The sequence below is a fragment of the Streptomyces sp. NPDC002476 genome (genome assembly GCF_042889785.1).
Lineage (GTDB): Bacteria > Actinomycetota > Actinomycetes > Streptomycetales > Streptomycetaceae > Streptomyces.
Window position 1 is genome coordinate 55,564 of sequence record NZ_JBIARH010000030.1, and the last position, 22,195, is coordinate 77,758.

Genomic DNA, 22,195 nt, shown 5'->3' on the forward strand with positions numbered 1-22,195 from the left:
CGTGTTCCTGCGGCCGGCACGGCGAACGGCCCCGTCCCGCGCCGAAGCGCGGGACGGGGCCTTGGGAGACGGCGGTGCCGTGCGCGGCCGGTCAGAAGCGGCGCGTGATCAGCGCCCGCTTGACCTCCTGGATCGCCTTGGTGACCTCGATGCCACGCGGGCAGGCGTCCGTGCAGTTGAACGTGGTGCGGCAACGCCACACGCCGTCACGGTCGTTGAGGATCTCCAGGCGCTGCTCGCCGCCCTCGTCGCGCGAGTCGAAGATGAAGCGGTGCGCGTTGACGATCGCCGCCGGGCCGAAGTACTGGCCGTCGTTCCAGAACACCGGGCACGAGGACGTGCACGCGGCGCACAGGATGCACTTGGTGGTGTCGTCGAAGCGCTCGCGGTCCTCGGCGGACTGCAGACGCTCGCGGGTCGGCTCGTTCCCCTTGGTGATGAGGAAGGGCATGACGTCGCGGTACGCCTGGAAGAACGGCTCCATGTCGACCACGAGGTCCTTGAGGACCGTGAGGCCCTTGATGGCCTCGATCGTGATCGGCTTCTCCGGGTTGATGTCCTTGATCAGCGTCTTGCAGGCGAGCCTGTTCTTGCCGTTGATCCGCATCGCGTCGGAGCCGCAGATGCCGTGGGCACAGGAGCGGCGGAACGTCAGCGTGCCGTCCAGGTCCCACTTGATCTTGTGGAGCGCGTCGAGCACACGCTCCTTCGGGTCGATCGTGATCTGGAAGTCCTGCCACTGGGCCTCTTCGGAGACCTCGGGGTTGAAGCGGCGGATCCGGAAGGTCGCCGTGATGTACGGCGAGGCGGCGGACTGCGCCTCGACCTTGTCCAGAGTCGGGGTTGCCATCAGTACTTACGCTCCATCGGCTGGTAGCGGGTCTGGACGACCGGCTTGTAGTCGAGCCGGATCGACTCGGTGCCGTCGTCGGCGACCTCGCGGTACGCCATGGTGTGGCGCATGAAGTTGACGTCGTCGCGGTTCGGGAAGTCCTCGCGGTAGTGGCCGCCGCGCGACTCCTTGCGGGCCAGCGCGGAGACCGCCATGACCTCGGCCAGGTCGAGCAGGTTACCCAGCTCGATGGCCTCCAGGAGATCGGTGTTGAACCGCTTGCCCTTGTCCTGGATGGACACGTCGTGGTACCGCCTGCGCAGCTCGGCGATCTTGTCGACGGCCGTCTTGATGGTCTGCTCGGTGCGGAACACCATCACGTTGGCGTCCATGCACTCCTGCAGCTCCTGACGGAGCGCGGCGACCCGCTCGGAGCCCGTCGAGTTGCGCAGCCGCTCGATCTGCTCCTCGACCAGCTGCGCCGGGTTCTCCGGGAGCGGCACGAAGTCGCTCTTGGCGGCGTACTCGGCGGCACCGATGCCGGCGCGGCGGCCGAACACGTTGATGTCGAGCAGCGAGTTGGTGCCCAGGCGGTTGGCGCCGTGCACGGACACGCACGCGACCTCGCCGGCGGCGTACAGGCCCGGGACGACGGTGGTGTTGTCGGCCAGCACCTCGCCCTCGACGTTGGTCGGGATGCCGCCCATGGCGTAGTGCGCGGTCGGCTGGATCGGGATCGGGTCCGTGTAGGGCTCGATGCCGAGGTACGTACGCGCGAACTCGGTGATGTCCGGGAGCTTGGCGTCCAGCTGCTCCGGCGGCAGGTGCGTGAGGTCGAGGTAGACGTGGTCGCCCTCGGGACCGCAGCCGCGGCCCTCACGGATCTCCGTGTAGATGGAGCGGGAGACGACGTCACGGGACGCGAGGTCCTTCATGACCGGCGCGTACTTCTCCATGAAGCGCTCGCCGTCCTTGTTGCGGAGGATGCCGCCCTCACCGCGGGCGCCCTCCGTCAGCAGGATGCCCATGCGCCAGATGCCCGTCGGGTGGAACTGGAAGAACTCCATGTCCTCCAGCGGCAGACCGCGGCGCCACGCGGCGGCCTGGCCGTCACCGGTCAGGGTGTGCGCGTTCGACGTCACCTTGAAGAACTTGCCGGTGCCGCCGGAGGCGAAGATGATCGACTTCGCCTGGAAGACGTGGATCTCGCCGGTCGCCAGCTCGTACGCGACGACGCCCGAGGACTTCGTGACGCCGTCGACGTCCTGGAGCAGCAGGTCGAGGACGTAGAACTCGTTGAAGAACTCCACACCCTCCTTGACGCAGTTCTGGTACAGCGTCTGGAGGATCATGTGGCCGGTGCGGTCCGAGGCGTAGCAGGACCGGCGGACCGGGGCCTCGCCGTGGTTACGGCTGTGGCCGCCGAAGCGACGCTGGTCGATGCGGCCCTCGGGCGTGCGGTTGAACGGCAGGCCCATCTTCTCCAGGTCGAGGACCGAGTCGATGGCCTCCTTCGCCAGGATCTCGGCGGCGTCCTGGTCGACCAGGTAGTCGCCGCCCTTGATCGTGTCGAAGGTGTGCCACTCCCAGTTGTCCTCCTCCACGTTGGCCAGCGCGGCGGCCATGCCGCCCTGCGCGGCGCCCGTGTGGGAGCGGGTGGGGTAGAGCTTGGTGAGCACGGCGGTACGGCTGCGCTTCGTGGACTCGATGGCCGCGCGCATGCCGGCGCCGCCGGCGCCGACGATGACGGTGTCGTACTTGTGGATCTGCATGATTTCCTCTGGTCCCTCTGGCCCGGCGCGCCTAGCGGATGTTCGGGTCGAAGGTGAAGATCACCAGCGTGCCCAGCAGGACGGTGAACACCGTGGCGGTGTACAGGAGCATCTTCAGCCAGAAGCGGGTGTTGTCCCGTTCGGCGTAGTCGTTGATGACCGTACGGAGGCCGTTGGCGCCGTGCAGCATGGCCAGCCACAGCATCCCCAGGTCCCAGATCTGCCAGAACGGCGAGGCCCAGCGGCCCGCCACGAAGGCGAAGCCGATCTTGGAGACGCCGCCGTCCAGCACCAGCTGGATCAGCAGGTGGCCCAGGACCAGGACGACCAGGACGATGCCCGACAGGCGCATGAAGAGCCAGGCGTACATCTCGAAGTTGGTGCGCGAACCCTTGGGGGTCTTGCCGGTGCGCTTGCGCGGCGGCTCGATGACCGGGGCCGGGTTGTCGACGTCGTAGAGGCTGACGCCCTCGACGGAGCCGATCGCGGCGGAGGACTCGGTGGACATGGGCCTCAGCTCCCGAAGACTTCGCGTACGGCGTGACCGAGGACCGGGTACAGGGCCCCGACCATCAGCACGATCCAGATGCCCACGACGGACCAGAGCATCTGCTTCTGATAGCGCGGGCCCTTGGCCCAGAAGTCCACGGCGACGATGCGCAGACCGTTGAGCGCGTGGAAGAGAATGGCGGCCACCAGGCCGTATTCGAGCAGCGCGACGATCGGCGTCTTGTACGTGGCCACGACGTCGTCGTATGCCTCGGGGGACACACGGACGAGAGCGGTGTCCAGGACATGTACGAACAGGAAGAAGAAGATGAGGACACCGGTGACTCGATGAGCCACCCAGGACCACATGCCTTCCCGGCCGCGGTACAGCGTTCCAGCCGGCACGGAAAAACCCTCCGGGAGCGGGGATCGGGGCCGGCCGGCTTCACTGTCGGTCTGACCCGGCCGGGTACGGTCCACCGGCCCCGGCCATCGTAGCGACGGTTTGTCGGTTCGTTCGCGCCGGGGCCTGTGGTGTGATCAAAGTGGCAATCAAACAGCCACGGACGGGCTAGAACGGGACGTCTCGGCACGGCCGGACCGCTCCGTTCCGTTACGACCTGGGGAGCAATAGGGAGCGGGCTCCCGACGCCCTGCGACTCCGCCTCCCGCGTTGTCGTCGGTCACCGACGCTCCTTCCCCGAGCTCTCAGCTGCTTTCGAGCAGGGGAGACCCCATCCGCCTCTCTCCTCCGCCTTGGATTCGAAGCCGCACGACGCCGCTCGCTGATCCACTCCCTATTGCTCCCCAGGTCGTTATGAATCCGATATCAGGTCGATGAGGCGACCCCGGGCGAGTCGCCGCATCTCATCGGCCGCGACGAGCCGCTCCTTCTCCTCGTCGTGGCCCAGCCGGGCCCGGATCCCGGCGAGCACCTGGTCCGGCCGCTCGGCCGGCTCGTAGGCGTCCAGACAGATCACGAAGACATACCTGAACCTGCTCTCGTACGCGGCGTGGGCGGCCCGCAGGGCCAGATGGGCGGAGTGCGGGGCGGTGTCGCCCAGCCCCGGCACGGGCTCGGCGGCGAGCGCCTCCGTGAGCTCCGCGGGGGACATGTCGTACCCCGCCTCCTCGGCGGCGGCCAGCAGCGCGCCCGGATCGGGGTACGGGCGGTGGGCGGCCAGCCGCCGCGCCCAGCGACGGCTGCCGCAGCAGGCGAGGAGGGCGGCTTCGGCGTCGGCGGGCGGCAGGGCGTTGAAGCGGGCGAGACCGGGGAAGCGGTGGGGAGCGGGGGCGTGGACGGCGTCGGGCGCGGATGCGGGGGCAGGTGCCGCCCGGCCGGGGTGCTGAACGGGCAGGGCCGTGCGGATGGCCGGTTGCCGCGGTCTCTCCGGGAGGCCGGCGTGGGACTCGCTGGACCTGGACAGCGTGGTGCTCCTCGGATCAACGGGTTCTGCGCACCTGGATTCGGTGGGACGGGTGAGACCAGGCGGAGACAGGGTGAAGAGAGAGACGAATGGGCCTCAAAGCTAGCGAGACCGGGCAACAGTCGTATGACGGATGCGCGAACTTCACCCGGATGGGAGAGTTTCGCGACGTCTGAGGGGCCGTTGGGATGTATCCAAACGTTTCGGCGGCCGTGTTCCAAGGAGTTCGTCGGCGTTTCGCCGTCACGGCGTGTCGTCCGGCCCGGCGTTCGTTCGCCGCGGCGACCCGGCCGTCCCGGTGTCTCCCTCCGCGCCATGGAGGGGCGCAGCCCACCGTTCGCTCTCGACCGCTTCCCGTTTCCTTTCTCGTACCGGAGGTTTCTGACCGATGTCGCCCTCACGCGGCGCTCTCGTGACCGGGGCGGTTCTCACCGCGGCGGCTGCCGTGACGGTCGCCGTCGTCGTCTGGCAGGAAGGCTCGGGCGGCGGACCCGCCGGGGAGACGGGGGCCCGTACCCCCACCGGCTCCCCGGCCACCCCCTCGCCGAACCGGACCTATCCGCTCTCCACCGCTCCCCGCACCATTCCGGCCGTGCGCGAGCACATCGCGGCGCGCGGCCCCGGCTGGCGGCCCGGACCGGACGCCGGGGTCGTCCTCGCGAGCGGCAGCGGCGCGCTCGCGGACGAGGGCCGGTCGCTCGCACAGGAGCTGAGCATCCACTACCGGGGTGACGTCCCCGCCCGCCCGGGCGACGTGGAGCTGGCCCTGACCCCGGGCAAGGGCACCCCGGAGTCGTACACCCTCAGGGCCCGCGACGGACGGGTCACGATCAGCGGACCCGACCAGGCCGGTGTCTTCTACGGGACCCGCACCCTGAAGCAGTCGGTGCGCGCCGACGGCGTGATGCCCGAGGGCGAGGTGCGCGACCGTCCCGACCGGCCGCAGCGCGGATTCAACCTCGACATCGCGCGCAAGTACTACCCCGTCCCGTGGATCGAGGACCGGCTGCGCGAGATGGCCGACCTCAAGCTCAACCAGTTCGGCCTGCACTTCTCCGACGACCAGGCGTTCCGCATCGAGTCCGAGACCCATCCCGAGGTGGTGTCGCCGCAGCACCTGACCAAGGCCGAGGTGCGGCGGATCCTCGCCCTCGCGAACCGGCTGCACATCCAGGTCGTCCCCGAGCTCGACTCGCCCGGCCACCTGGGGGCGGTCCTGAAGGCCCACCCCGGCCTCCAGCTGCGCAATGTCTCGGGGGTGCCCTCGCCCGGTTCGCTCGACATCTCCGATCCGGGGGCGGCCAAGCTGATCGACGAACTCCTCGGCGAGTTCACCGAACTGTTCACCGGCCGGTACTGGCATCTCGGCGCCGACGAGTACCTCGCGCTGATGGCGCGGGACCCGGCGGCCTCCTACCCGCAGCTGCAGCGCGCCGCACAGCAGAAGTACGGGCCGCAGGCCGGCATCAAGGACCTCGCCACCGGCTGGCTCAACGACCGCGCGGCGGTGGTGCGTCCGCACGGCAAGCAGCCCAAGGCGTGGAACGACGGCTTCTTCCGCGACGGTGTCGTCCACGCCGACAAGGACATCGAGGTCGAGTACTGGACGGGCAGGGAGTACGGCGCCCGGCCGCCGGAGGAGTACCTGGGCGAGGGGCGGAAGGTGGTGAACCTCAACGACGAGTTCCTCTATTACGTGCTCGGCCAGCCCAACAACTTCATCTACCCCACGGGCAAGCGGATCTACGAGCAGTGGACCCCGCTCGTGCTGCGCGGCACCCAGCCGGTCGCGTCGCGCTGGTCCGGCCAGATCCTCGGCGGGCGGTTCGCGGTCTGGGGCGACCTCCCGCAGGCCCAGACAGCGGAGCAGGTGGCGGCAGGGGTCAGGATGCCGCTGCGGGCGACCGCCCAGAAGCTCTGGCACCCGGGCAGGCCGACGCTGAGCTGGGACCGGTTCCAGGCGCTGGCGAAGCGGATCGACACGGCGCGCTGACGGGGTCGGCCGTGCTCGGCGGTGCGCCCGGTACGGGGCCGGGGCCACGGCTGATCCTGTGCGGCTCCGCGACGAGCGTCGTGCACGAACTGCTCCCGGGGATCGAGCCGCTGCGGGGAAGCGCCGGGGCCGGCCTGCGGCAGAGCGCCTTCGACTGCCGTGACGGCCGGGCCTTCTGGCGTGGGCGCCGGGCCTTCTGACGGATCGCCGGCCGGCTGACCGCGCCGAAGGCGCACGCGGTCCCGGGCGGGGGCTGCCGGTATCGGCGGTCTGCTCGCAGGAGCGAAGTCACCGACGCTCGCGGGCGTGTCATGGGACAAGGCCGGGCGAGCAGCTCTTCACGAGGGCGGCGAACCTCGATCCCGGCGCCGCGGCCGCCACCGCGGCGGCGTCGGGCGCTGTGTCCACGTCGCGCAGGAGCGGCAGGTCGCGCACCCGGAGGCCCGCCCCGGTGAGGCGGTCGCGCTGGGCGGCGCCGGTGTACGCGGTGGACATCGGGACGCCTCGCAGCAGCGCCGGGGCGGGCGCGGCGAGGCCGAGCGCCCAGAACCCGCCGTCCTCCGCCGGGCCGAACCACGCGTCGCACTCCAGCCACGCGCCGGGATCCAGTGCGGGGGCGAGGAGCTTCGGGGTGAGCTGTGGGGTGTCCATGCCGACCAGGAGGGCGGGGCCGTCCGGCACGGCGGCGAAGGCCGCGGCCAGCCGCTCGTCCAGGCCGCCGGACGCCTGCGGGATCACCTCGATGCCGGGCGGCAGCCAGGGTCCGGGCGCGCCGTCCAGGACGAGCGTCCGGCGGCGGGCCGGGCAGCGCAGCACGGTCTCCAGGGTGTCGGCGAGCGCCGCCTTCGCGAGGGCGGCGGCTTGGGCAGGGGTGAACGGCGGCGTGAGCCGAGTCTTGACGTGTCCAGGCCGTGGTTCCTTGGCCATCACCAGCAGCGCGGTCGGTCCGGCCGGGCCGCTCACCGGGGGGCTCCCGCCGGACGGCGGGGCGGCTCGCCGAGGACCGCGCGCATGTCGCGCACCGCGTACCAGGTGCCACGCCAGGTGCCCGTGACCTTGGAGCGGCCGGCGCGTGGGCGGTAGGGCACGTCGACCTCGCGCACCCGCCATCCGGCGTCGGCGGCGCGGATGACCATCTGCAACGGGTAGCCCGACCTGCGGTCGGTCAGGTCCAGGCCGAGCAGGGCCTCCCGGCGGGCCACCCGCATCGGGCCGAGGTCGTGCAGGCGCAGGCCGGTGCGGCGGCGGATCAGCCGGGCCAGCTCGCGGTTGGCGAGCCGGGCGTGCGCCGGCCAGGCGCGGCGTGTCGTCGGCCTGCGCCGCCCGAGCACCAGGTCCGCCTCGTCGTCCAGGACGGCGTGGGCCAGCGACGGCAGCAGCCCCGGGTCGAGGGAGGCGTCGCAGTCGCAGAGACAGACCACGGGCGTGGTGGCGGCGCGCAGCCCGGCCGCGCAGGCCGCGCCGAAGCCGCGCACCGGTTCGCTCACGACGTGCGCGCCCAGCGACGCGGCGAGTTCGGCGGAGCCGTCGGTCGAGCCGTTGTCGACGACCACGGCGCGCCACCCGGGCGGTATCCGCTCCAGCACCCAGGGAAGGGCGGCCGCTTCGTCAAGACATGGCAGCACGACGTCCACAAGGGGCCGATGCCTCTCGGTCATGTCTTTCAGCGTACGGATGTCAATGTATGGGCGGAAATAGGGTGGTGCATCCGGATTATCTGATGCGGTCCGCCGTCGCCGTACGGCGTGGGCGGGTGCCGTCGCCCTCTTCGACGGCGACGCGGGGTCCGGGCGGCGGGCGCCTCGAACCGGTGCGGGCCGCGACGGTTCCGGCGATCGAGGGCCGAGGCCGTCTCCCGCACGCGCGTCACCGAGGCTTCGGTGCCAGGCCGCGCAGGGGGGCTCCGGCGAACTCGCGCACGCCGTCGGCGAACGGCACCCGGGGCAGCCAGCCGAGTTCCTCGCGCAGCCGTGACGAGGAGGCGGTGATATGGCGGACGTCGCCCAGCCGGTACTCACCGGTCACCACCGGCGCGGGCCCGCCGTGGGCCGCGGAGAGCGCGGTGGCCATCTCCCCCACGGTGTGAGGGCTTCCGCTTCCCACGTTGTAGGCGCGCAGTGTGCCGTCCGGGATCGCGGCGCCGACCGCGCCGAGCGCTGCCAGGTTGGCGGCGGCCACGTCGGCGACGTGGACGAAGTCCCGGCGCTGACCGCCGTCCTCGAAGACCCGGGGCGGCTCGCCGCGGGCGAGTGCGGAACGGAAGAGCGAGGCCACCCCGGCGTAGGGGGTGTCGCGTGGCATTCCCGGTCCGTAGACGTTGTGGTAGCGCAGGGCGACCGCCCGGCCGCCGGTGGCCCGCGCCCAGGCGGCGGCCAGGTGCTCCTGGGCGACTTTCGTCGCCGCGTAGACGTTGCGCGGGTCGGGCGGCGCGTCCTCCGGCACCAGGCCGGGGGCGAGCGGATCGCCGCAGCGCCGGCAGAGGGGCTCGAACCGTCCGGCGTCCAGGTCGGCGACCCGGCGCGGGCCGGGCCGGACGGCCCCGTGGCGGGCACATGCGTAGCGGCCCTCGCCGTAGTAGACCATCGATCCGGCCAGGACGAGCTCGCTCACCCGCAGCCGGGCCATGGCCGCGAGCAGGACGGCGGTGCCCAGGTCGTTGCACCCCACGTAGGCGGGCGCGTCGTCGAAGTCCCGGCTCAGGCCGACCATCGCCGCCTGGTGGCTGACCGCGTCCACCGCGTGCAGCGCCTCCTCGACCACCGCCCGGTCCCGCACGTCGCCGCGCACGAACTCCACACCGGGCGGCCGTGAGGGCGGGAAGGACGCCGCGCCGTGCGCCGCGGGCAGCACCGCGTCCAGTACGCGCACCTCATGCCCGGCCTCGACCAGCGCACCGACGACATGGGAGCCGATGAACCCGGCCCCTCCAGTGACAAGCACCAGCATGCCTTCGAGGCTACGGCCGGATCCGACACGCGGCGCTGCGAGGGCCGACCGCCGTACTCGCGACTGCCACGATGGCCGGTGTGGGAGTACGCACGCTCTGCGCCACGGCACTGCTCGCCGCCCTCGTCGCCGTCGTCGCCGCGACGGTCCGCGTGGGCGGTGATCTCGGCCATCCGGCCGCGCTGCTGTACTGGTACGCCGCCGCGTGGGTGCTGTTCGCCGGAGCGGTGTGGACCGTGCGGCGCGTGCCGGTGCGCACCGCCGTGGCGCTGATCCTGGCCGGGGGGATCGCCCTGTGCGCGGCGGCGCTCTCGGCTCCGCCGCGCACCAGCGACGACATGTACCGCTACGCGTGGGACGGTCGCGTGCAGGCCGCGGGGATCTCCCCGTACGCCTACCCACCGGACGCGCCACAGCTTGCCCGGTTGCGTGATCCGTGGCTCTTCCCCGCCGGGACCGCGTGCCGCGGGTGGGACCTCCACTCGGTGGCGGGTGTGTGCACGCACATCAACAGGCCGTCCGCACCCACGATCTATCCGCCCATGGCCGAGGGATGGTTCCTGCTGGTGCACGCCGTCTCCCCGGCGGGCGGGCGGCACAAGCCCCTGCAACTCGCCGGTGCGGTGCTCTGCGTCGCCACGACGGTGGCGCTGCTGCTGGTGCGGCGGCGTACGTGTGGTGACGTGCGGCGGGTGGCGCTGTGGGCATGGTGTCCGGCGGTGCCGATCGCCGCGGTCAACGACGCCCATGTGGACACCGTCGGAGTGCTGCTCACGGTGGTCGCGCTGGGCGCGGCCGCAGGAGCACGCCGTGGAGCACTGCTCGGGGCGGCGATCGCCGCCAAACTACTGCCCGCACTCACCCTTCCGGGCGCACTGTCGGGGGTGCTGGCCCCCGGGCGCAGCCCGCGTACCCGGCTGCGGGAGGCGGCGAGCGTGCTGCTCGCCGCCGTCGGCGTCGTGGCGCTCGTCTATCTCCCGTACCTGCTGGCATCCGGTTCCGCGGTCCTGGGTTATCTCCCCGGCTATCTGCGGGAGGAGGGGTACGAGCCGGACGACGTCGGCCGGTTCGCGCTGCTGCGGCTGGTGCTGCCGGACGCGTGGGCCGGTCCGGCCGCTGCCGTACTGGTGGCGCTCACCGCCTGGTACGTCCTGCGGCACGGCGATCCGGAGCGGCCGTGGTATGGATCGCTGCTGGTCACAGGCACCGCGCTGCTGCTCGCCTCGCCCGCGTACTACTGGTATGCGCTGCTCGTCGTGGCTCTCGTGGCCATGGGCGGCCCAGGGGAGTGGCTCGCCGTCGCCGCCTCGGGCACCGTGCTGTACGTCGCGAACGAACTGCACTGGCCCGGCGTCCAGGCAGCCGCGTACGGGACGGCCGCTGTGGCGGTGCTCGCCGGTGTACTCGTCCGGGCGCGGGCGCGTGGCGGCGGAGACGGGCGGCGGGACGGTGCGGGAGGGCAGGCGTGCGGGCCGCATCGGGCGCGAGGGGGTCATCGGTGGCGGCGTCCGAAGACGACCAGCCGCAGGACGGTGAAGCGCACGACGGTCACCAGGGCGAAGCTCGGCGCGAGCACCAGGGTCTCCGCCGCCGGCGAGGCGGTGGGCCGGTAGTGGCGGAAGAGCAGGACAGCGCCCGAGGTGACCAGGTACGCCAGGACGAAAAGGCCCCCTGCGGCCAGATGCGCCTGGAGGACCCGGACCGGGGACCCGCGAAAGGTCAGTCGGCGGTTGGCCTCCGTGTTGAGGACGGTGACGGCGAGAAGGGAGGCGAAATTGGCCAGGACGGGCGGCGACCAGTGACGCAGAACCCAGTACAGCAGGGCCTGGGCAGCCGTGGAGGCGACGCCGATCACGACGAACCAGAACGCTTCCCTGGTCAGCGCGGTGCGGCCGGGCCGGGTGGAGGCGCTGCGCTGTGTGCCGAGGCGTCGCACCCCACCATCATGAGGCCACCGGGCGACCCGTCGAGCCGTGCGGAGCGCCGGTTCGGCCGCTCGGCTGGCGACGGACACCCGCATGCACGCCGGGCACGGAAGGACGTCCCGATCTGTGCCAGTTTGTAGCTGACGACTCGACAGACCCTTGCGGCGCGGCGGGATTCGATCCACCCCTCGGGGAGCCGGTACGGAGGCAGAGGAGGCGGCCGGTGGGCAGTGGCGGACGGCAGTCGGCACCGGACTCCGGCGGGCAGCGGCGCCCGGGACCGGACGAGGAGCACGCGCCGGGGCGCATGGAGCGCGTTCGCGCCACCGTGGCGGCGAGGGTCACCAGAGGGGCCGCTGGTGCCCGGACCCTCGTGCGGCGGGTCGAGCGGACTCCTCCGCCCCCGGGGCCGTTCCGTCCCGGCTTCTGGCGCAGTCCCCTCCGCGGGCCCTGGCTGACGTCCGTGTTCGGCCTGGTGCTGCTGATCGGCATCCCCCTGCTCTTCGTGACCGGCGCGCTGTCCTACGCCGCCTACAACCCCGGCCTCGGCGCACTCAACGACCAGACCCCGGACAAGGGCCTGCTGGGCTTCTACCTGTTCGACTGGCCCACGCACCCCTACTGGCTGTACCGGCTCACCCAGGGCGTGCACGTGACGCTCGGCGTGGTCCTGGTGCCGGTGGTGCTGGCCAAACTGTGGTCGGTGATCCCGAAGCTGTTCGAGTGGCTGCCGGTCCGCAGCGCCGCCCACGCGCTGGAGCGGCTGTCGCTGCTGGCGCTGGTGGGCGGGGTCGTCTTCGAGTTCGTCACCGGGATCCTCAACATCCAGCTCTACTACGTCTTCCCGGGCTCCTTCTACACCCTGCACTTCTATGGTGCCTGGGTGTTCATCGCCGCGTTCGTCGTCCATGTGAGCCTGAAACTCGGCCGGATGACACGCTCCCTGCGCTCCCGCAACCTGCTGACGGAGCTGCGCACCGGGCTCGCCGGCACCCGGCCGGAGCCACCCGACCCGGACGGTCCGGTCGCGCTCGAACCCGCGGCGCCGACCATGTCCCGGCGCGGCGCACTCGCCATGGTGGGGGCTGGGTCGCTGCTCCTCCTGGTGGTCACCGCGGGACAGAGCATCGGCGGCCGGCTGCGAAGGACCGCCCTTCTCGCGCCGCACAACCGTGACCCGGGCGGCGGCCCGAAGGACTTCCAGGTCAACAAGACGGCCGCTTCCGTCGGCGTCACCCCCGCCCTTGTCGGGCCGGACTGGCGGCTGGAGGTCCGCGGCCACGGGCCGACGCTCGTCTTCACCCGCGCACAACTCCTCGCGATGCACCAGCATGCCGCCGCGCTGCCGATCGCCTGCGTGGAGGGGTGGTCCACCGACGACCAGGACTGGAGCGGCCTTCGGCTGACCGACCTCGCCGCCCTGGCGGGCCTCCCCGACGCCGGAAGCGTCCTGGTGGAGTCCGTCCAGCCACGCGGCCCTTACCGCGCGGTGGTACTGCGGGGCAATCAGATTCACGATCTCCGATCGCTGCTCGCCCTGCGGGTCAACGGCGCGGACCTCTCGCTCGACCACGGCCACCCGGCCCGCGTCATCGTCCCGGCCAATCCCGGCGTGAACAACACCAAGTGGGTGCGCCGGCTCACCTTCAGGACGTGACCATGGCGCGCTTCGTCCGTTGGTACGGCTCCGGCCCCCTCCACCTTCTCGTCCTGATCGCCTCGTTCGCCCTCACCGGTTACGCCCTGGTGCGACTGTTCGCCGTCCGCCCGATCGAGGTCGCGATCTGGCTCGTCGGCGCGGCGATCGTCCACGACCTGATCCTGCTCCCCCTGTACTCACTCGCCGATCTGTCGGCCCAAGCCGTCCTGCGGCATCGCGCCCCCCGCATGCCGCGACCGCCGTGGATCAACTACCTGCGGGTGCCCGCCTTCCTCTCCGGCGTGCTCCTGCTCGTCTGGTTCCCCCTCATCCTCGACCTCGCGATCCCCTACCCCGATGCCGCACGACTGTCCGAAGGCGTCTACCTCGGCCGATGGCTGGCCATCACCGCCGTGCTCTTCGGCACCTCCGCCCTTGCCTTCGCCCTCAGGCTCCGCCGCCTCCGGCGGGCCGCCCGCGCCGACGAGGAACGACCCGCATCGGGTCACGACGCCGCGTCATGACGCCCGGCGAGGAGCGGTCGCCCTGTGCCGACGCGGACCCCTACGCACTGGCCCTGCGCAGTGGCCGCGAACTGGTGTACCTGCGGCTGGCGGACGGGCGCCGGATCCGGATGCCGGTGGATCGCTGGTACGCACACCCCACGGTGGCCGACGAATCCGTGCTCAATCGCTGCGTCGACCCCGTTCTCGACGTCGGCTGCGGGCCCGGCCGGCTGTGCAGGGCACTCCTGGGTCGCGGAGCCTTCGCGCTCGGCGTCGATGTGGCTCCCCGCGCGGTGGCCCACACCGTCGCCCTCGGCGGAATCGCCCTGCGCCAATCGGTGTTCGACCGGGTACCGGCCGAGGGAGTCTGGGAGACCGCCCTGCTCATCGACGGCAACATCGGTATCGGCGGTGACCCGCGCGCCCTGCTGTACCGCTGCATCCAGGTCACCGCCCCGACGGGTTTTCTCCTCGTCGAGGTCGACCCCGACGACGTCGAGGAACGCTGCACCGCCCAATTCGAAGACGGCCATGGCCACGAAGGTCCGCCGTTTCCCTGGGCACGTCTGGGAGCACCGGCACTCCACAGGATCGCCGAGGACCTTGCCCTCAGCGTCACCGACCAGTGGAGATGCGGCCAACGATGCTTCCTCGCCCTCGGCCACCGGGACACGGCCTCGGGACGTCGTCGCTGAGCCGGGGCCGACCACGCGGTGACGAGGCGACGCATCGCCGCTCGGAGCGCAGGCGGCGCCCCGAGCGGTCGCAGGTGCGAGGGGGTTTTCCTCCGATCAGCAGGCCAGAGCCGGCTGCGCCCTGTCGTCGAGCATGGCGCAGAGCGTCGTACGGGCTCGTGAGACCCGGGATCTGATGGTGCCGACGGGGCACGAGCTGGTGCGGGCCGCGTCGTCGTACGGCATGTCCAGTACCTGGGTCAGCAAGAACGCCTCCCGGCGGTCGTCGGGCAGTGATTCCACCAGGGTCATGAGGGCGATCCCCTCCTCGAAGCCGGGCAGGTGCCGCGGCTGGGCGCACTCCGCGGCGTACTGCCAGTCGGGGATGTCGGCGAGCCGAGGTCGGGAGGCGGCGCGCCGGAGGCTGTCGACGACGGTTCGGCGGGCGATGGTCAGCAGCCAGGCACGAGCCGAACCGCGGCCCTGGAAGAGGTGGATCGTGCTGACGGCACGCAGGAAGGTCTCCTGCATCAGGTCGTCGGCCACTTGGGAATCGTCGGCGAGGGCGGCCACGTACCGCCGTACGTCGTTGTGGAGCGCGCGGAAGACGCGTTCGAAGGCGTCGGCGTCGCCGGCTGCGGCGTCGACGGCCCATGCGGTGACGTCGTCTTCCGTCGCCGCAGGGTGTCTTGGGGCAGGAAACATGGAGACTGCGGTCCTTCCGGGAATCCCGGACAGGGCATTGCCGGCCGGCATGCGCGGTCCGGGGAGAGGGAGATTTCGCCCGCGCCGAGATGCGCGGGCGTACGTCGGCGGCGGATGCCGCGGCCGACGTGATCCAGCTGTCAGCGGACAGCGGTCTCCCCCGGAGGTCCCCGGGTGACGAGCGTGTGAACGAGCAGCCGCGGGCGCGGACGCCCGCCGGAACGGTCGACGCCGGGCGCGGGGGGCGCGGACGGGAGCGGGCGGATCGCGTCGAGAAGTGACAGGGGGAGGCGGAAGCGGTCCGCCAGCGCCCGCAGAATCTGGAAGGCCGCACGCTCGCCGCGAGCCAGCCACAGGCCGCACAGCACGGCCGCTGCCGCGTGCGCGGCCAGCATTCCCCAGGAGGCCGTGCCGGTCATCGCCCCCATGTCGTGCACGGGCTGGGCCGCGTGGGCGCCGTGGGCGGCATGTCCGAGCGCCGATATCGCGGAGGAACCGCCTTCGAGGCTGGGCAGTCGCATGCTGTCGGTGAGACCGGCCTGCTCGGCGACGTCGTAGGCTCGCGCTGCCGCGCCGGTGTCGCCGTGCGGGCCGCAGAGCAGGGCGTCCGCCCATCTCAGCGCGAGCGTGGACTCGCCACCTGCGGACGGGGGCGCCTGCTGCACGGTCTGGGCCAGCGTGAAAGCGCCATGGAGCGCTGCCTGCACCGCGACGGTGAGAGCCACGACCGCGGCCTGGCCCCGCTCCCTGCCGGCGACGAGCCACGCCAGTGCGCCGACTCCCCCCACGCACAGGGCCAGGGACCACCAGGGGAGCGGATCACCCGACATGAGTACGTGGCCGCAGGCAGCAAGCGCCACGCACACGACCGCGAACAGCGCGGACCGTGTGGCGCGAAACCACCACCCCACCGACATGCCACCCGATCCTGGCATTCCCCCCGCGACACCTCCAGACCGGGTCCCGTGCGGCGGGTTCCGGGCTTCGTTCCCGCCACTTCCGCGCCCCGGCTGCCCGCTCGCCCGGCACATGAGGTGTCGTACGGCAGTGTCTTCCGGTTCCCGGCTCCCCGTGGGTTTCGGAAGCATCGGGTGCGCGCGGGCGGCCTGCTGTGCTTCCACGCCGGAGGGCACGAGAGCTCGGGCCCGGATGCCGCGGGAATCACCTCGGTGTTCGGGCCTCGGGCTCCCGCCCGGGGCCCGGGGAGTGGGGCTCCCCGGACCTCGCGGACATCAGGGCGAGCGGCATACCGGGCGTGCGATGCCCCGCTCCTCGTGCCGGGTTCCCTCCACATACGGGCGGCGGAGGCAATGCGTTCATCGGGCGCCGGTGCCGGACGGCTTCGCCCGTCACGACAGTGATCGCGCGGCGTCTCCGCGCAGCTCCCGGGGTCACCCGAACGGAGGCTGTGACGCTGTTCACCCCGCGCCGGGGAACTCCGGTCGGGTCGCATTCGACTTCTGGACTGCCACGAGCCGTTCTCCCACGGCTCGCGTCGAGAACGTCGAGGAGCACTCCGTGGAGCAGACGGCAGACCCTGTGCCCGAAGCGAAGACCGTCCGGTTCGTCCCACCGCCCGCGTTGTGGGGATTTCTCTTCCTCCTGGGGGTGCTGTTCGCGGGCGCCTACGCCGTGGGGGCCGCTGTGGGCCCGGTCGCGCCCGGCATGCACGGCCCCGGGATCACCGGCGACTCGCCCGCCGGCGACGGGGACATGCCCATGGACCACGGGGGCGGGCACTGATGACATCCGACGCGGCGCCCACGGTGGTGGTGACCGACATCGCCGTGGGCGGCATGACCTGCGCGGCCTGCGTCCGACGGGTCGAGCGCAAGCTGGGAAAGCTGGACGGTGTCACGGCGGAGGTGAACCTCGCCACCGGCCGGGCCCGGGTCAGCCACCCCGCGCGGGTGACCACGGACGAACTGACGTCGGCGGTCGAGACCGCCGGGTACACGGCACGAGTGGTCGTGCCGCCGGCGGAGGAACAGCGGCCCGCGCGGACCGAGGACTCCGCGGAGGCCGACGCCGGGCAGGAACGTGGGCGGCTGCTCATCACCGCGGCGCTGTCCCTGCCCGTGCTCGTCCTGTCGATGGTCCCCCCGTTGCAGTTCGACAACTGGCAGTGGCTGTGCTTCGTGCTCGCCGCGCCGGTCGCCGTCTGGGGGGCCTGGCCCTTTCACCGGCGTGCCCTGGGCGGCCTGCGCCACGCCGTCGCGACCATGGACACGCTGGTCTCCCTGGGCGTACTGGCGTCGTTCTGCTGGTCGGCGTACGCGCTGTTCCTGGGCGGAGCCGGGGTGTCCGGCATGCGGATGCCCTTCAGCCTGGTGCCCTCGTCCTCCGACGGGATGGCTCACGTCTATCTCGAAGCGACGGTGGGCGTACCGCTGTTCGTTCTGGCCGGCCGCTTCCTGGAGGGCCGGGCCCGGCGGGGGACCGGTGCGGCACTGCGTTCGCTCGCACAGCTCGCCGCGAAGGAGGTGACCGTCCGCCGCCGGGGCTCGGACGAGCTGCTGCCGATCGAACGGCTGCGGGTCGGCGACGTGTTCGTGGTCCGTCCCGGTGAGCGCGTCGCCACCGACGGAGAGGTGACCGAGGGCAGCTCCGCCGTCGACCTGTCCCTCGTCACCGGCGAGTCCGAGCCCGTCGAGGCCGGCCCGGGAACCTCCGTGACCGGCGGATCGGTCAACGTGGGCGGTCTGCTTCTGGTGCGGGCCACGGCGGTCGGCGCGGACACGCAACTCGCCCGCATCACGAAGCTGGTGACGGACGCCCAGGCGGGCAAGGCGCGGGCACAGCGGCTGGCCGACACCGTCGCGGGTGTCTTCGTCCCGGTCGTCCTGGCCCTGGCGGCCACGACGCTCGGGTTCTGGCTCGGCGCCGGCGCCGACCCGCAGGCCGCGATCACCGCCGCCGTCGCGGTCCTCGTCGTCGCCTGCCCGTGCGCGCTGGGGCTCGCGACGCCTACGGCGCTGATGGCGGCCACCGGACGCGGCGCACGACTGGGCGTCCTGGTGAGCGGCCCGCAGGTGCTGGAGGGGCTCCAGCACGTCGACACCGTGGTGCTCGACAAGACCGGGACCCTCACCTCGGGACACATGAGCGTCGGGCGGGTCACCGCGGTGCCCGACGGACCGGACGCGAACGAGGCCATCCGGCTCGCGGGCGCCGTGGAGCAGGGCTCGGAACATCCGCTGGGCCGGGCGATCTCGGCCCACGCGCGCCGTGCGGCCGGGGACCACCCCCTGCCCGCCGTGTCCGGGTTCCGGGCCGCCGCGGGGCACGGTGTGAGCGGGCACGTGGACGGACACGAGGTGGAGGTGCTGGCGCCCGACGGCACGGAGCTGCCCGCGCCCCTGCGAGCGGCCCGGGAACGGGCGGACGAAGCGGCCCGTACGGCGGTCCTGGTGCGGGTGGACGGTGCGCCTGCCGCGATCGTGGAGGTGGCCGATCTCGTACGACCCGGCAGCTACCGTGCCGTCGACCGGCTGCGCAGGCTCGGCGTGCGCCCCGTGCTGGCCACCGGCGACCGGGCCGCTGTCGCGCGGGCGGTCGCGGAGGACCTCGGCATCGCGGAGGTCCACGCTCGCTGCACACCGCAGGACAAGGCCGAACTCGTCGGCAGGCTAAGGGCAGAGGGCCGGCGGGTCGCCGTCGTCGGGGACGGTGTCAACGACGCGGCCGCACTCGCCGGCGCGGATCTGGGCATCGCCATGGGCACCGGGACCGACGTGGCGATCGGCGCCGCCGACGTCACCCTCGTACGCAGCGACATCGAGGCCCTGGCGGACGCGGTCCGACTGGCCCGTCACACACTGGGCACCATCCGTGTCAACCTCGTGTGGGCCTTCGGCTACAACCTCGTGACCATGCCGCCGGCCATGGTCGGTCTGCTCAATCCCATGGTCGCCGCCGTCGCGATGTCGCTCAGCTCGGTTCTCGTCGTCGCCAACAGCCTGCGCCTGCGCACCTGGCAGCCCTCGCCGGCCCGGCAGCCCCGTCCTCGGTCCGCCCCGCGGAGCATCCTGTGACGCCTCCGCCCGCTCCCGCCGCGGCGAAGCCCATATCCCCTCCCTCTCCCTCTCCTCAGTGGAGCGCACGCTCATGAAGAACCTCTGCCAGGGGCCCGGTCTCCGACGAGTACGAGAGGCGGCCGGGACCGGCGTGGCGGTGGCCGTCGCCGCCGTCGCCGCTGTCGGCGGCCTGTCCGCCTGGACCACCGCCGGGTACGCGGGCAGCCCCGCGAAGATCGAGGTGCGGGAGGCCCGCGTGCTCCTTCCGGTGATTCCCGGAAGGAACACCAACGCCTACTTCCACATCGTCAACACCGGGGGCGCACCGGACCGGCTCCGCTCGGTCACTTCCCCCGTCGCCGAGCGGGGCGTCGAGCTGACCGCGCACCGCATGAACGCGACGAACGGGGCCTACCGCGAACGGACGGAGACCGTGGAAGTCCCGGCGTACGGGGAGGTCGAGATGTCGCCGTACGGAGCGGCCGTGACCCTTCCCGCCGACGAGGCATGGCGGCCCGGGGACCGCATCACGTTCACCCTCGACTTCGTACGGACCGGCCGTGTCACCGTCGATGCCGTCGTCAGGCCGGTCACCCTGGGGTCCGCACCGTGAGGGCGTCGTGGCGGCCTCAAGGAGTCCGCCGCCACCTCCTCGCACTCCTGATCGGTTTTTTCTCGGCCGTGACGGGAACTCGGGCGGAGAGGCGTTCGACTTTTGATACGAGGCGGCCACCGACCTCCGGGAGGCCGCGGCCGCAGGGGTGCGGGGGCGGGACCCCTGAGTCCGATCCCCTCGGCGGCAGGGCGGAAAGGAAGTCGTGATGCAGTCGACCGATGAGCAGTTCGCCGCGATACGTGATGAGTTCGGCCCCGACTCGCTTGCGCGGGTGGAGGAGATGATGGCGCCGGGAGGGCTCCCCAGGCACCCGCTGCAGGCGGGCGCGAAGTGGATCCTGCCGGGGATATCCCAGAAGCCCTGGCACGACCCGCGGAGCGATCCGGGCATCGCGTCGCTCGTGGAGGCTCTGGAAGGCGCGCATGGCGCGATCAGCGCGGAGCACGAGAGGGCCTGGCGGACGAAGCGTGCGGTCTTCTCGGACTACGAGCACTACCTGACACGCCAGGACGACTGGCAGTCCCTCTACCTCTACCGGGACGGGGAGCTCGTGGCGGAGTCGGCCGAGATCGCTCCCACCGCGTTCGACATCGTCAAGAACGCGGTCGGCCACGGTCTCATCTGCCCTCTGCTGGAAAGCCACTTCTCGACGTTGCTGCCGGGTGCCCGCATCGCTCCGCACTGCGATCTGTGGAACTTCAGCATCAACCTCCACTTCGCCGTCGACATCCCGGACGACTGCGACATCACTGTCGCCGGTGAGACGCGCGTCTGGGAAGAAGGCCGCTGTCTCCTCTTCGACTACTCCTTCGAACACCACGCGGAGAACCGGGGGAACCGCCCGAGGACCTGTCTTCTGGCCGATCTCTGGCATCCGGAGACGACCGTCCCCGAACGGCAGGCGCTGACCGTCCTGGTGACGGAGGTGCGGAAGCTGCTGGCGCAGACGTGACCCTGCGCGGCGCGCCGGACCGGGAAGAGCCTGAACCGGGCACGTACCGCCGCTACTGACACTCCGGCACTCTCCCGCGCCCCCTTGCACATGCGGTCACTCCACGTGTTTCCGCAACGCCCATCGCGCCGGGAGCGCACACCGGTGCCCGTACCTCGACTCCTGTCCCTCGTCCCGCCCACCGGGGCGACGTCCGGCATGCCCTGACGCACTTCCTCAGGCATTCCGCCCCCGTCACCTCGTCCACCGAGCTCTTCACGCAGAGAGGGATCGATCATGTCCGCGACCGCAGACGAGCACGCGGCAGCACGTCAGCGCCTTGGCCTTCCGGTGGTCGTCCTCGCTCTGGCCCAGCTCGTCATCTCGCTCGACTACAGCATCGTCTACGTGGCGCTGCCCGACATCGGCGCCGGACTGGGCTTCTCCGACCACGACCTCCAGTGGGTGGTCAGCGCGTACGTCGTCACCACCGGAGGCTTCCTGCTGCTCGGCGGACGCGCGGCGGATCTCGTGGGCCGCCGGAGGATGTTCGTCCTGGCCACGGCGATATACGCGTTCTCCTCCCTGATAGGCGGGCTCGCGCAGTCGCCCGGCGTCCTGCTCGCCGTACGCGCGGCCCAGGGGATCGGCGGCTCCTTGCTGTTCCCGGCCACGCTTTCGCTCATCAACACCACGTACGCCGAAGGGCCGGTGCGCAACCGGGCGCTCGCGGTCTGGGGCGCGGCCGGCGCGGGCGGACTGTGCTTCGGCTCGCTCCTCGGCGGCGTTCTGGTCCACGGGTACGGCTGGCCCTCGGTGTTCTTCGTCAACGTCCCCGTGGCCCTCGCTCTGGCCGTCCTCGGACGCTTGCTGTTCGCCGCGGACCCGCCCCGGGACCGCACGCGGCGCTTCGACGCCGCAGGGGCGCTGGCCGCCACCGGCGGGCTCACACTGCTCGTCTTCCTGCTGGTGTACGCCCCCGCGGCGGGATGGACGCGCCCCGCGGCCCTGGCCGCCGCAGTCGCGGGGATCCTCTGCCTGATTCTCTTCGCCGCCATCGAGGGGCGGGCGCACGATCCCCTGGTGCCCGTCCGTCTCTTCCGCCGCCGCGGGTTGGTCGCGGCCACGGGGGTCGCGGCACTGTTCAGTGCGACGTTCAGCTCGCTTCCGTACTTCCTGACCCTCTACTTCCAGGCCGTGCGGGGCTACGACGCCTTCGTGACGGGGCTCTGCTTCCTCGTCCCGGCGGTCGTCGTCGCGGTCGGCACCCAGGTGGGGGCTCGTGCCGTCACCCTGTTCGGCATGCGGCGTCTGCTGGTCGGCGGACTGGGAATCGGGGCCGTCGGCGCTCTCGCCCTGGTGCCGGCCGTGGCGGCGAACGGTTCCTATCCGGCGCTGCTGCCGGGGATCGTGCTGATGAGCGTGGGGCAGGGCGCCGCGTGGACGGCTCTGTGGATCGCCGCCGCCTCGGGAGTGGCGCCCGGTGATCAGGGCATCGCCTCCGGGATCGCGTCCACGTCCCTCCAGGTGGGCGGCGCGGTCGGCCTCGCGCTGCTCGTCGCGGCGGCCTCCGGCATCGGCCAGGAGTCGTCCGTCCCGGTTCTGGTCGACGGCATACGAACGGCTCTGCTCCTGACTTCCGGGGCGCTGGCGCTCGGCTCGTTCGCCGCTCTCCTGATCCGTTCGAACACCTCGTGACGATGTCGCCGCCCCGCAAGAAACCC

Annotated in this window: 21 protein-coding genes and 1 pseudogene; 11 read left to right on the forward strand and 11 right to left on the reverse strand. The window is 72.0% G+C overall.

The annotated features are described in order from the left end of the window. Positions 1 to 91: 91 nt before the first annotated feature. From ACFYXM_RS27625 to ACFYXM_RS27645, 5 genes are all read right to left on the reverse strand, one after another. On the reverse strand, positions 92 to 850 hold the full coding sequence (locus tag ACFYXM_RS27625) for a succinate dehydrogenase iron-sulfur subunit (RefSeq protein WP_073781587.1): 759 nt from the start codon (positions 848 to 850) through the stop codon (positions 92 to 94). Next, positions 850 to 2,604 carry a succinate dehydrogenase flavoprotein subunit gene (sdhA, locus tag ACFYXM_RS27630; RefSeq protein ID WP_362020632.1) on the reverse strand — a complete coding sequence of 585 codons (1,755 nt, stop codon included), beginning with the start codon at positions 2,602 to 2,604 and terminating at the stop codon, positions 850 to 852. The genes ACFYXM_RS27625 and sdhA overlap by 1 nt, the downstream gene beginning before the upstream one ends. A 31-nt stretch (positions 2,605 to 2,635) precedes the next feature. Beyond that, positions 2,636 to 3,112 carry a succinate dehydrogenase hydrophobic membrane anchor subunit gene (locus ACFYXM_RS27635; protein ID WP_389293302.1) on the reverse strand — a complete coding sequence of 159 codons (477 nt, stop codon included), beginning with the start codon at positions 3,110 to 3,112 and terminating at the stop codon, positions 2,636 to 2,638. A gap of 5 nt (positions 3,113 to 3,117) precedes the next feature. Then, positions 3,118 to 3,498: a succinate dehydrogenase, cytochrome b556 subunit gene (sdhC, locus tag ACFYXM_RS27640; protein WP_073781590.1), complete on the reverse strand. Its 381-nt coding sequence runs from the start codon at positions 3,496 to 3,498 to the stop codon at positions 3,118 to 3,120. Positions 3,499 to 3,908: 410 nt separating this feature from the next. Continuing rightward, positions 3,909 to 4,592, reverse strand: coding sequence for a 2-oxo-4-hydroxy-4-carboxy-5-ureidoimidazoline decarboxylase (locus ACFYXM_RS27645; protein WP_389293347.1), 684 nt, complete (start codon positions 4,590 to 4,592; stop codon positions 3,909 to 3,911). Positions 4,593 to 4,908: 316 nt separating this feature from the next. Here ACFYXM_RS27645 and ACFYXM_RS27650 point away from each other — a divergent pair, with 316 nt between their 5' ends. Both ACFYXM_RS27650 and ACFYXM_RS27655 read left to right on the forward strand, forming a co-directional pair. Then, positions 4,909 to 6,513 carry a glycoside hydrolase family 20 protein gene (locus ACFYXM_RS27650; protein WP_389293305.1) on the forward strand — a complete coding sequence of 535 codons (1,605 nt, stop codon included), beginning with the start codon at positions 4,909 to 4,911 and terminating at the stop codon, positions 6,511 to 6,513. 11 nt (positions 6,514 to 6,524) lie between these two features. Next, on the forward strand, positions 6,525 to 6,713 hold the full coding sequence (locus tag ACFYXM_RS27655) for a hypothetical protein (RefSeq protein ID WP_389293306.1): 189 nt from the start codon (positions 6,525 to 6,527) through the stop codon (positions 6,711 to 6,713). A 109-nt stretch (positions 6,714 to 6,822) separates the two neighbouring features. On the opposite strand, the gene ACFYXM_RS27660 is transcribed toward ACFYXM_RS27655, so the two are convergent. The 3 genes from ACFYXM_RS27660 to ACFYXM_RS27670 form a co-directional block, all read right to left on the reverse strand. Next, positions 6,823 to 7,440, reverse strand: coding sequence for a DUF2064 domain-containing protein (locus ACFYXM_RS27660; RefSeq protein WP_389293349.1), 618 nt, complete (start codon positions 7,438 to 7,440; stop codon positions 6,823 to 6,825). A gap of 32 nt (positions 7,441 to 7,472) precedes the next feature. After that, entirely contained in the window at positions 7,473 to 8,171 is a 699-nt protein-coding gene (locus ACFYXM_RS27665; protein WP_389293308.1) for a glycosyltransferase family 2 protein, read from the reverse strand. Between the two features lie 208 nt (positions 8,172 to 8,379). Then, on the reverse strand, positions 8,380 to 9,459 hold the full coding sequence (locus ACFYXM_RS27670; RefSeq protein ID WP_389293310.1) for an NAD-dependent epimerase/dehydratase family protein: 1,080 nt from the start codon (positions 9,457 to 9,459) through the stop codon (positions 8,380 to 8,382). 71 nt (positions 9,460 to 9,530) lie between these two features. On the opposite strand from ACFYXM_RS27670, the gene ACFYXM_RS27675 reads away from it, so the two are divergent. Next, positions 9,531 to 11,072, forward strand: coding sequence for a glycosyltransferase 87 family protein (locus ACFYXM_RS27675; RefSeq protein WP_389293311.1), 1,542 nt, complete (start codon positions 9,531 to 9,533; stop codon positions 11,070 to 11,072). On the opposite strand, the pseudogene ACFYXM_RS27680 reads toward ACFYXM_RS27675, so the two are convergent. Next, positions 11,030 to 11,479: pseudogene (locus ACFYXM_RS27680) on the reverse strand (GtrA family protein); the annotation flags it as partial. The gene ACFYXM_RS27675 and the pseudogene ACFYXM_RS27680 sit on opposite strands and share 43 nt — an antisense overlap. Positions 11,480 to 11,607: 128 nt before the next feature. Here ACFYXM_RS27680 and ACFYXM_RS27685 point away from each other — a divergent pair. From ACFYXM_RS27685 to ACFYXM_RS27695, 3 genes are read left to right on the forward strand one after another with little or no spacing between them, the layout of a single operon-like run. Then, positions 11,608 to 13,041 (forward strand): molybdopterin-dependent oxidoreductase, encoded by a 1,434-nt coding sequence (locus ACFYXM_RS27685; RefSeq protein ID WP_389293313.1) that lies wholly within the window; start codon positions 11,608 to 11,610, stop codon positions 13,039 to 13,041. Positions 13,042 to 13,043: 2 nt separating this feature from the next. Further along, complete coding sequence (locus ACFYXM_RS27690) at positions 13,044 to 13,547, forward strand: hypothetical protein (protein WP_389293350.1); 504 nt, start codon at positions 13,044 to 13,046, stop codon at positions 13,545 to 13,547. Continuing rightward, positions 13,544 to 14,224, forward strand: a complete 681-nt coding sequence (locus ACFYXM_RS27695; RefSeq protein ID WP_389293315.1) for a class I SAM-dependent methyltransferase — start codon at positions 13,544 to 13,546, stop codon at positions 14,222 to 14,224. Before ACFYXM_RS27690 ends, ACFYXM_RS27695 begins: the two co-directional genes overlap by 4 nt. A gap of 96 nt (positions 14,225 to 14,320) precedes the next feature. Here ACFYXM_RS27695 and ACFYXM_RS27700 read toward each other — a convergent pair whose 3' ends face one another. Then, positions 14,321 to 14,908 carry a sigma-70 family RNA polymerase sigma factor gene (locus ACFYXM_RS27700; RefSeq protein WP_389293316.1) on the reverse strand — a complete coding sequence of 196 codons (588 nt, stop codon included), beginning with the start codon at positions 14,906 to 14,908 and terminating at the stop codon, positions 14,321 to 14,323. A 140-nt stretch (positions 14,909 to 15,048) separates the two neighbouring features. Next, complete coding sequence (locus tag ACFYXM_RS27705) at positions 15,049 to 15,843, reverse strand: hypothetical protein (RefSeq protein ID WP_389293317.1); 795 nt, start codon at positions 15,841 to 15,843, stop codon at positions 15,049 to 15,051. A gap of 583 nt (positions 15,844 to 16,426) precedes the next feature. Between ACFYXM_RS27705 and ACFYXM_RS27710 the strand changes: the two genes are divergently transcribed. From ACFYXM_RS27710 to ACFYXM_RS27730, 5 genes are all read left to right on the forward strand, one after another. Then, positions 16,427 to 16,651 carry a hypothetical protein gene (locus ACFYXM_RS27710; RefSeq protein ID WP_389293319.1) on the forward strand — a complete coding sequence of 75 codons (225 nt, stop codon included), beginning with the start codon at positions 16,427 to 16,429 and terminating at the stop codon, positions 16,649 to 16,651. Continuing rightward, entirely contained in the window at positions 16,651 to 18,942 is a 2,292-nt protein-coding gene (locus tag ACFYXM_RS27715) for a heavy metal translocating P-type ATPase (RefSeq protein ID WP_389293320.1), read from the forward strand. Before ACFYXM_RS27710 ends, ACFYXM_RS27715 begins: the two co-directional genes overlap by 1 nt. Before the next feature lie 73 nt (positions 18,943 to 19,015). Next, entirely contained in the window at positions 19,016 to 19,537 is a 522-nt protein-coding gene (locus ACFYXM_RS27720) for a copper chaperone PCu(A)C (RefSeq protein ID WP_389293322.1), read from the forward strand. A 208-nt stretch (positions 19,538 to 19,745) separates the two neighbouring features. Continuing rightward, positions 19,746 to 20,492 (forward strand): aspartyl/asparaginyl beta-hydroxylase domain-containing protein, encoded by a 747-nt coding sequence (locus tag ACFYXM_RS27725; protein WP_389293324.1) that lies wholly within the window; start codon positions 19,746 to 19,748, stop codon positions 20,490 to 20,492. 276 nt (positions 20,493 to 20,768) lie between these two features. Then, complete coding sequence (locus ACFYXM_RS27730) at positions 20,769 to 22,169, forward strand: MFS transporter (RefSeq protein WP_389293326.1); 1,401 nt, start codon at positions 20,769 to 20,771, stop codon at positions 22,167 to 22,169. Positions 22,170 to 22,195: the final 26 nt, after the last annotated feature.

What these genes read in the sequence shown, in the direction of transcription:
- ACFYXM_RS27695 (WP_389293315.1), top strand. Translation starts at nt 13,544, where the DNA reads ATGACGCCCGGCGAGGAGCGGTCGCCCTGTGCCGACGCGGACCCCTAC.
- ACFYXM_RS27660 (WP_389293349.1), bottom strand. Translation starts at nt 7,440, where the DNA reads ATGGCCAAGGAACCACGGCCTGGACACGTCAAGACTCGGCTCACGCCG.
- ACFYXM_RS27675 (WP_389293311.1), top strand. Translation starts at nt 9,531, where the DNA reads ATGGCCGGTGTGGGAGTACGCACGCTCTGCGCCACGGCACTGCTCGCC.
- ACFYXM_RS27670 (WP_389293310.1), bottom strand. Translation starts at nt 9,459, where the DNA reads ATGCTGGTGCTTGTCACTGGAGGGGCCGGGTTCATCGGCTCCCATGTC.
- ACFYXM_RS27730 (WP_389293326.1), top strand. Translation starts at nt 20,769, where the DNA reads ATGTCCGCGACCGCAGACGAGCACGCGGCAGCACGTCAGCGCCTTGGC.
- ACFYXM_RS27625 (WP_073781587.1), bottom strand. Translation starts at nt 850, where the DNA reads ATGGCAACCCCGACTCTGGACAAGGTCGAGGCGCAGTCCGCCGCCTCG.
- ACFYXM_RS27650 (WP_389293305.1), top strand. Translation starts at nt 4,909, where the DNA reads ATGTCGCCCTCACGCGGCGCTCTCGTGACCGGGGCGGTTCTCACCGCG.
- ACFYXM_RS27665 (WP_389293308.1), bottom strand. Translation starts at nt 8,171, where the DNA reads ATGACCGAGAGGCATCGGCCCCTTGTGGACGTCGTGCTGCCATGTCTT.
- ACFYXM_RS27720 (WP_389293322.1), top strand. Translation starts at nt 19,016, where the DNA reads ATGAAGAACCTCTGCCAGGGGCCCGGTCTCCGACGAGTACGAGAGGCG.
- ACFYXM_RS27715 (WP_389293320.1), top strand. Translation starts at nt 16,651, where the DNA reads ATGACATCCGACGCGGCGCCCACGGTGGTGGTGACCGACATCGCCGTG.
- sdhA (WP_362020632.1), bottom strand. Translation starts at nt 2,604, where the DNA reads ATGCAGATCCACAAGTACGACACCGTCATCGTCGGCGCCGGCGGCGCC.
- ACFYXM_RS27700 (WP_389293316.1), bottom strand. Translation starts at nt 14,908, where the DNA reads ATGTTTCCTGCCCCAAGACACCCTGCGGCGACGGAAGACGACGTCACC.
- ACFYXM_RS27690 (WP_389293350.1), top strand. Translation starts at nt 13,044, where the DNA reads ATGGCGCGCTTCGTCCGTTGGTACGGCTCCGGCCCCCTCCACCTTCTC.
- ACFYXM_RS27705 (WP_389293317.1), bottom strand. Translation starts at nt 15,843, where the DNA reads ATGCCAGGATCGGGTGGCATGTCGGTGGGGTGGTGGTTTCGCGCCACA.
- ACFYXM_RS27635 (WP_389293302.1), bottom strand. Translation starts at nt 3,112, where the DNA reads ATGTCCACCGAGTCCTCCGCCGCGATCGGCTCCGTCGAGGGCGTCAGC.
- ACFYXM_RS27725 (WP_389293324.1), top strand. Translation starts at nt 19,746, where the DNA reads ATGCAGTCGACCGATGAGCAGTTCGCCGCGATACGTGATGAGTTCGGC.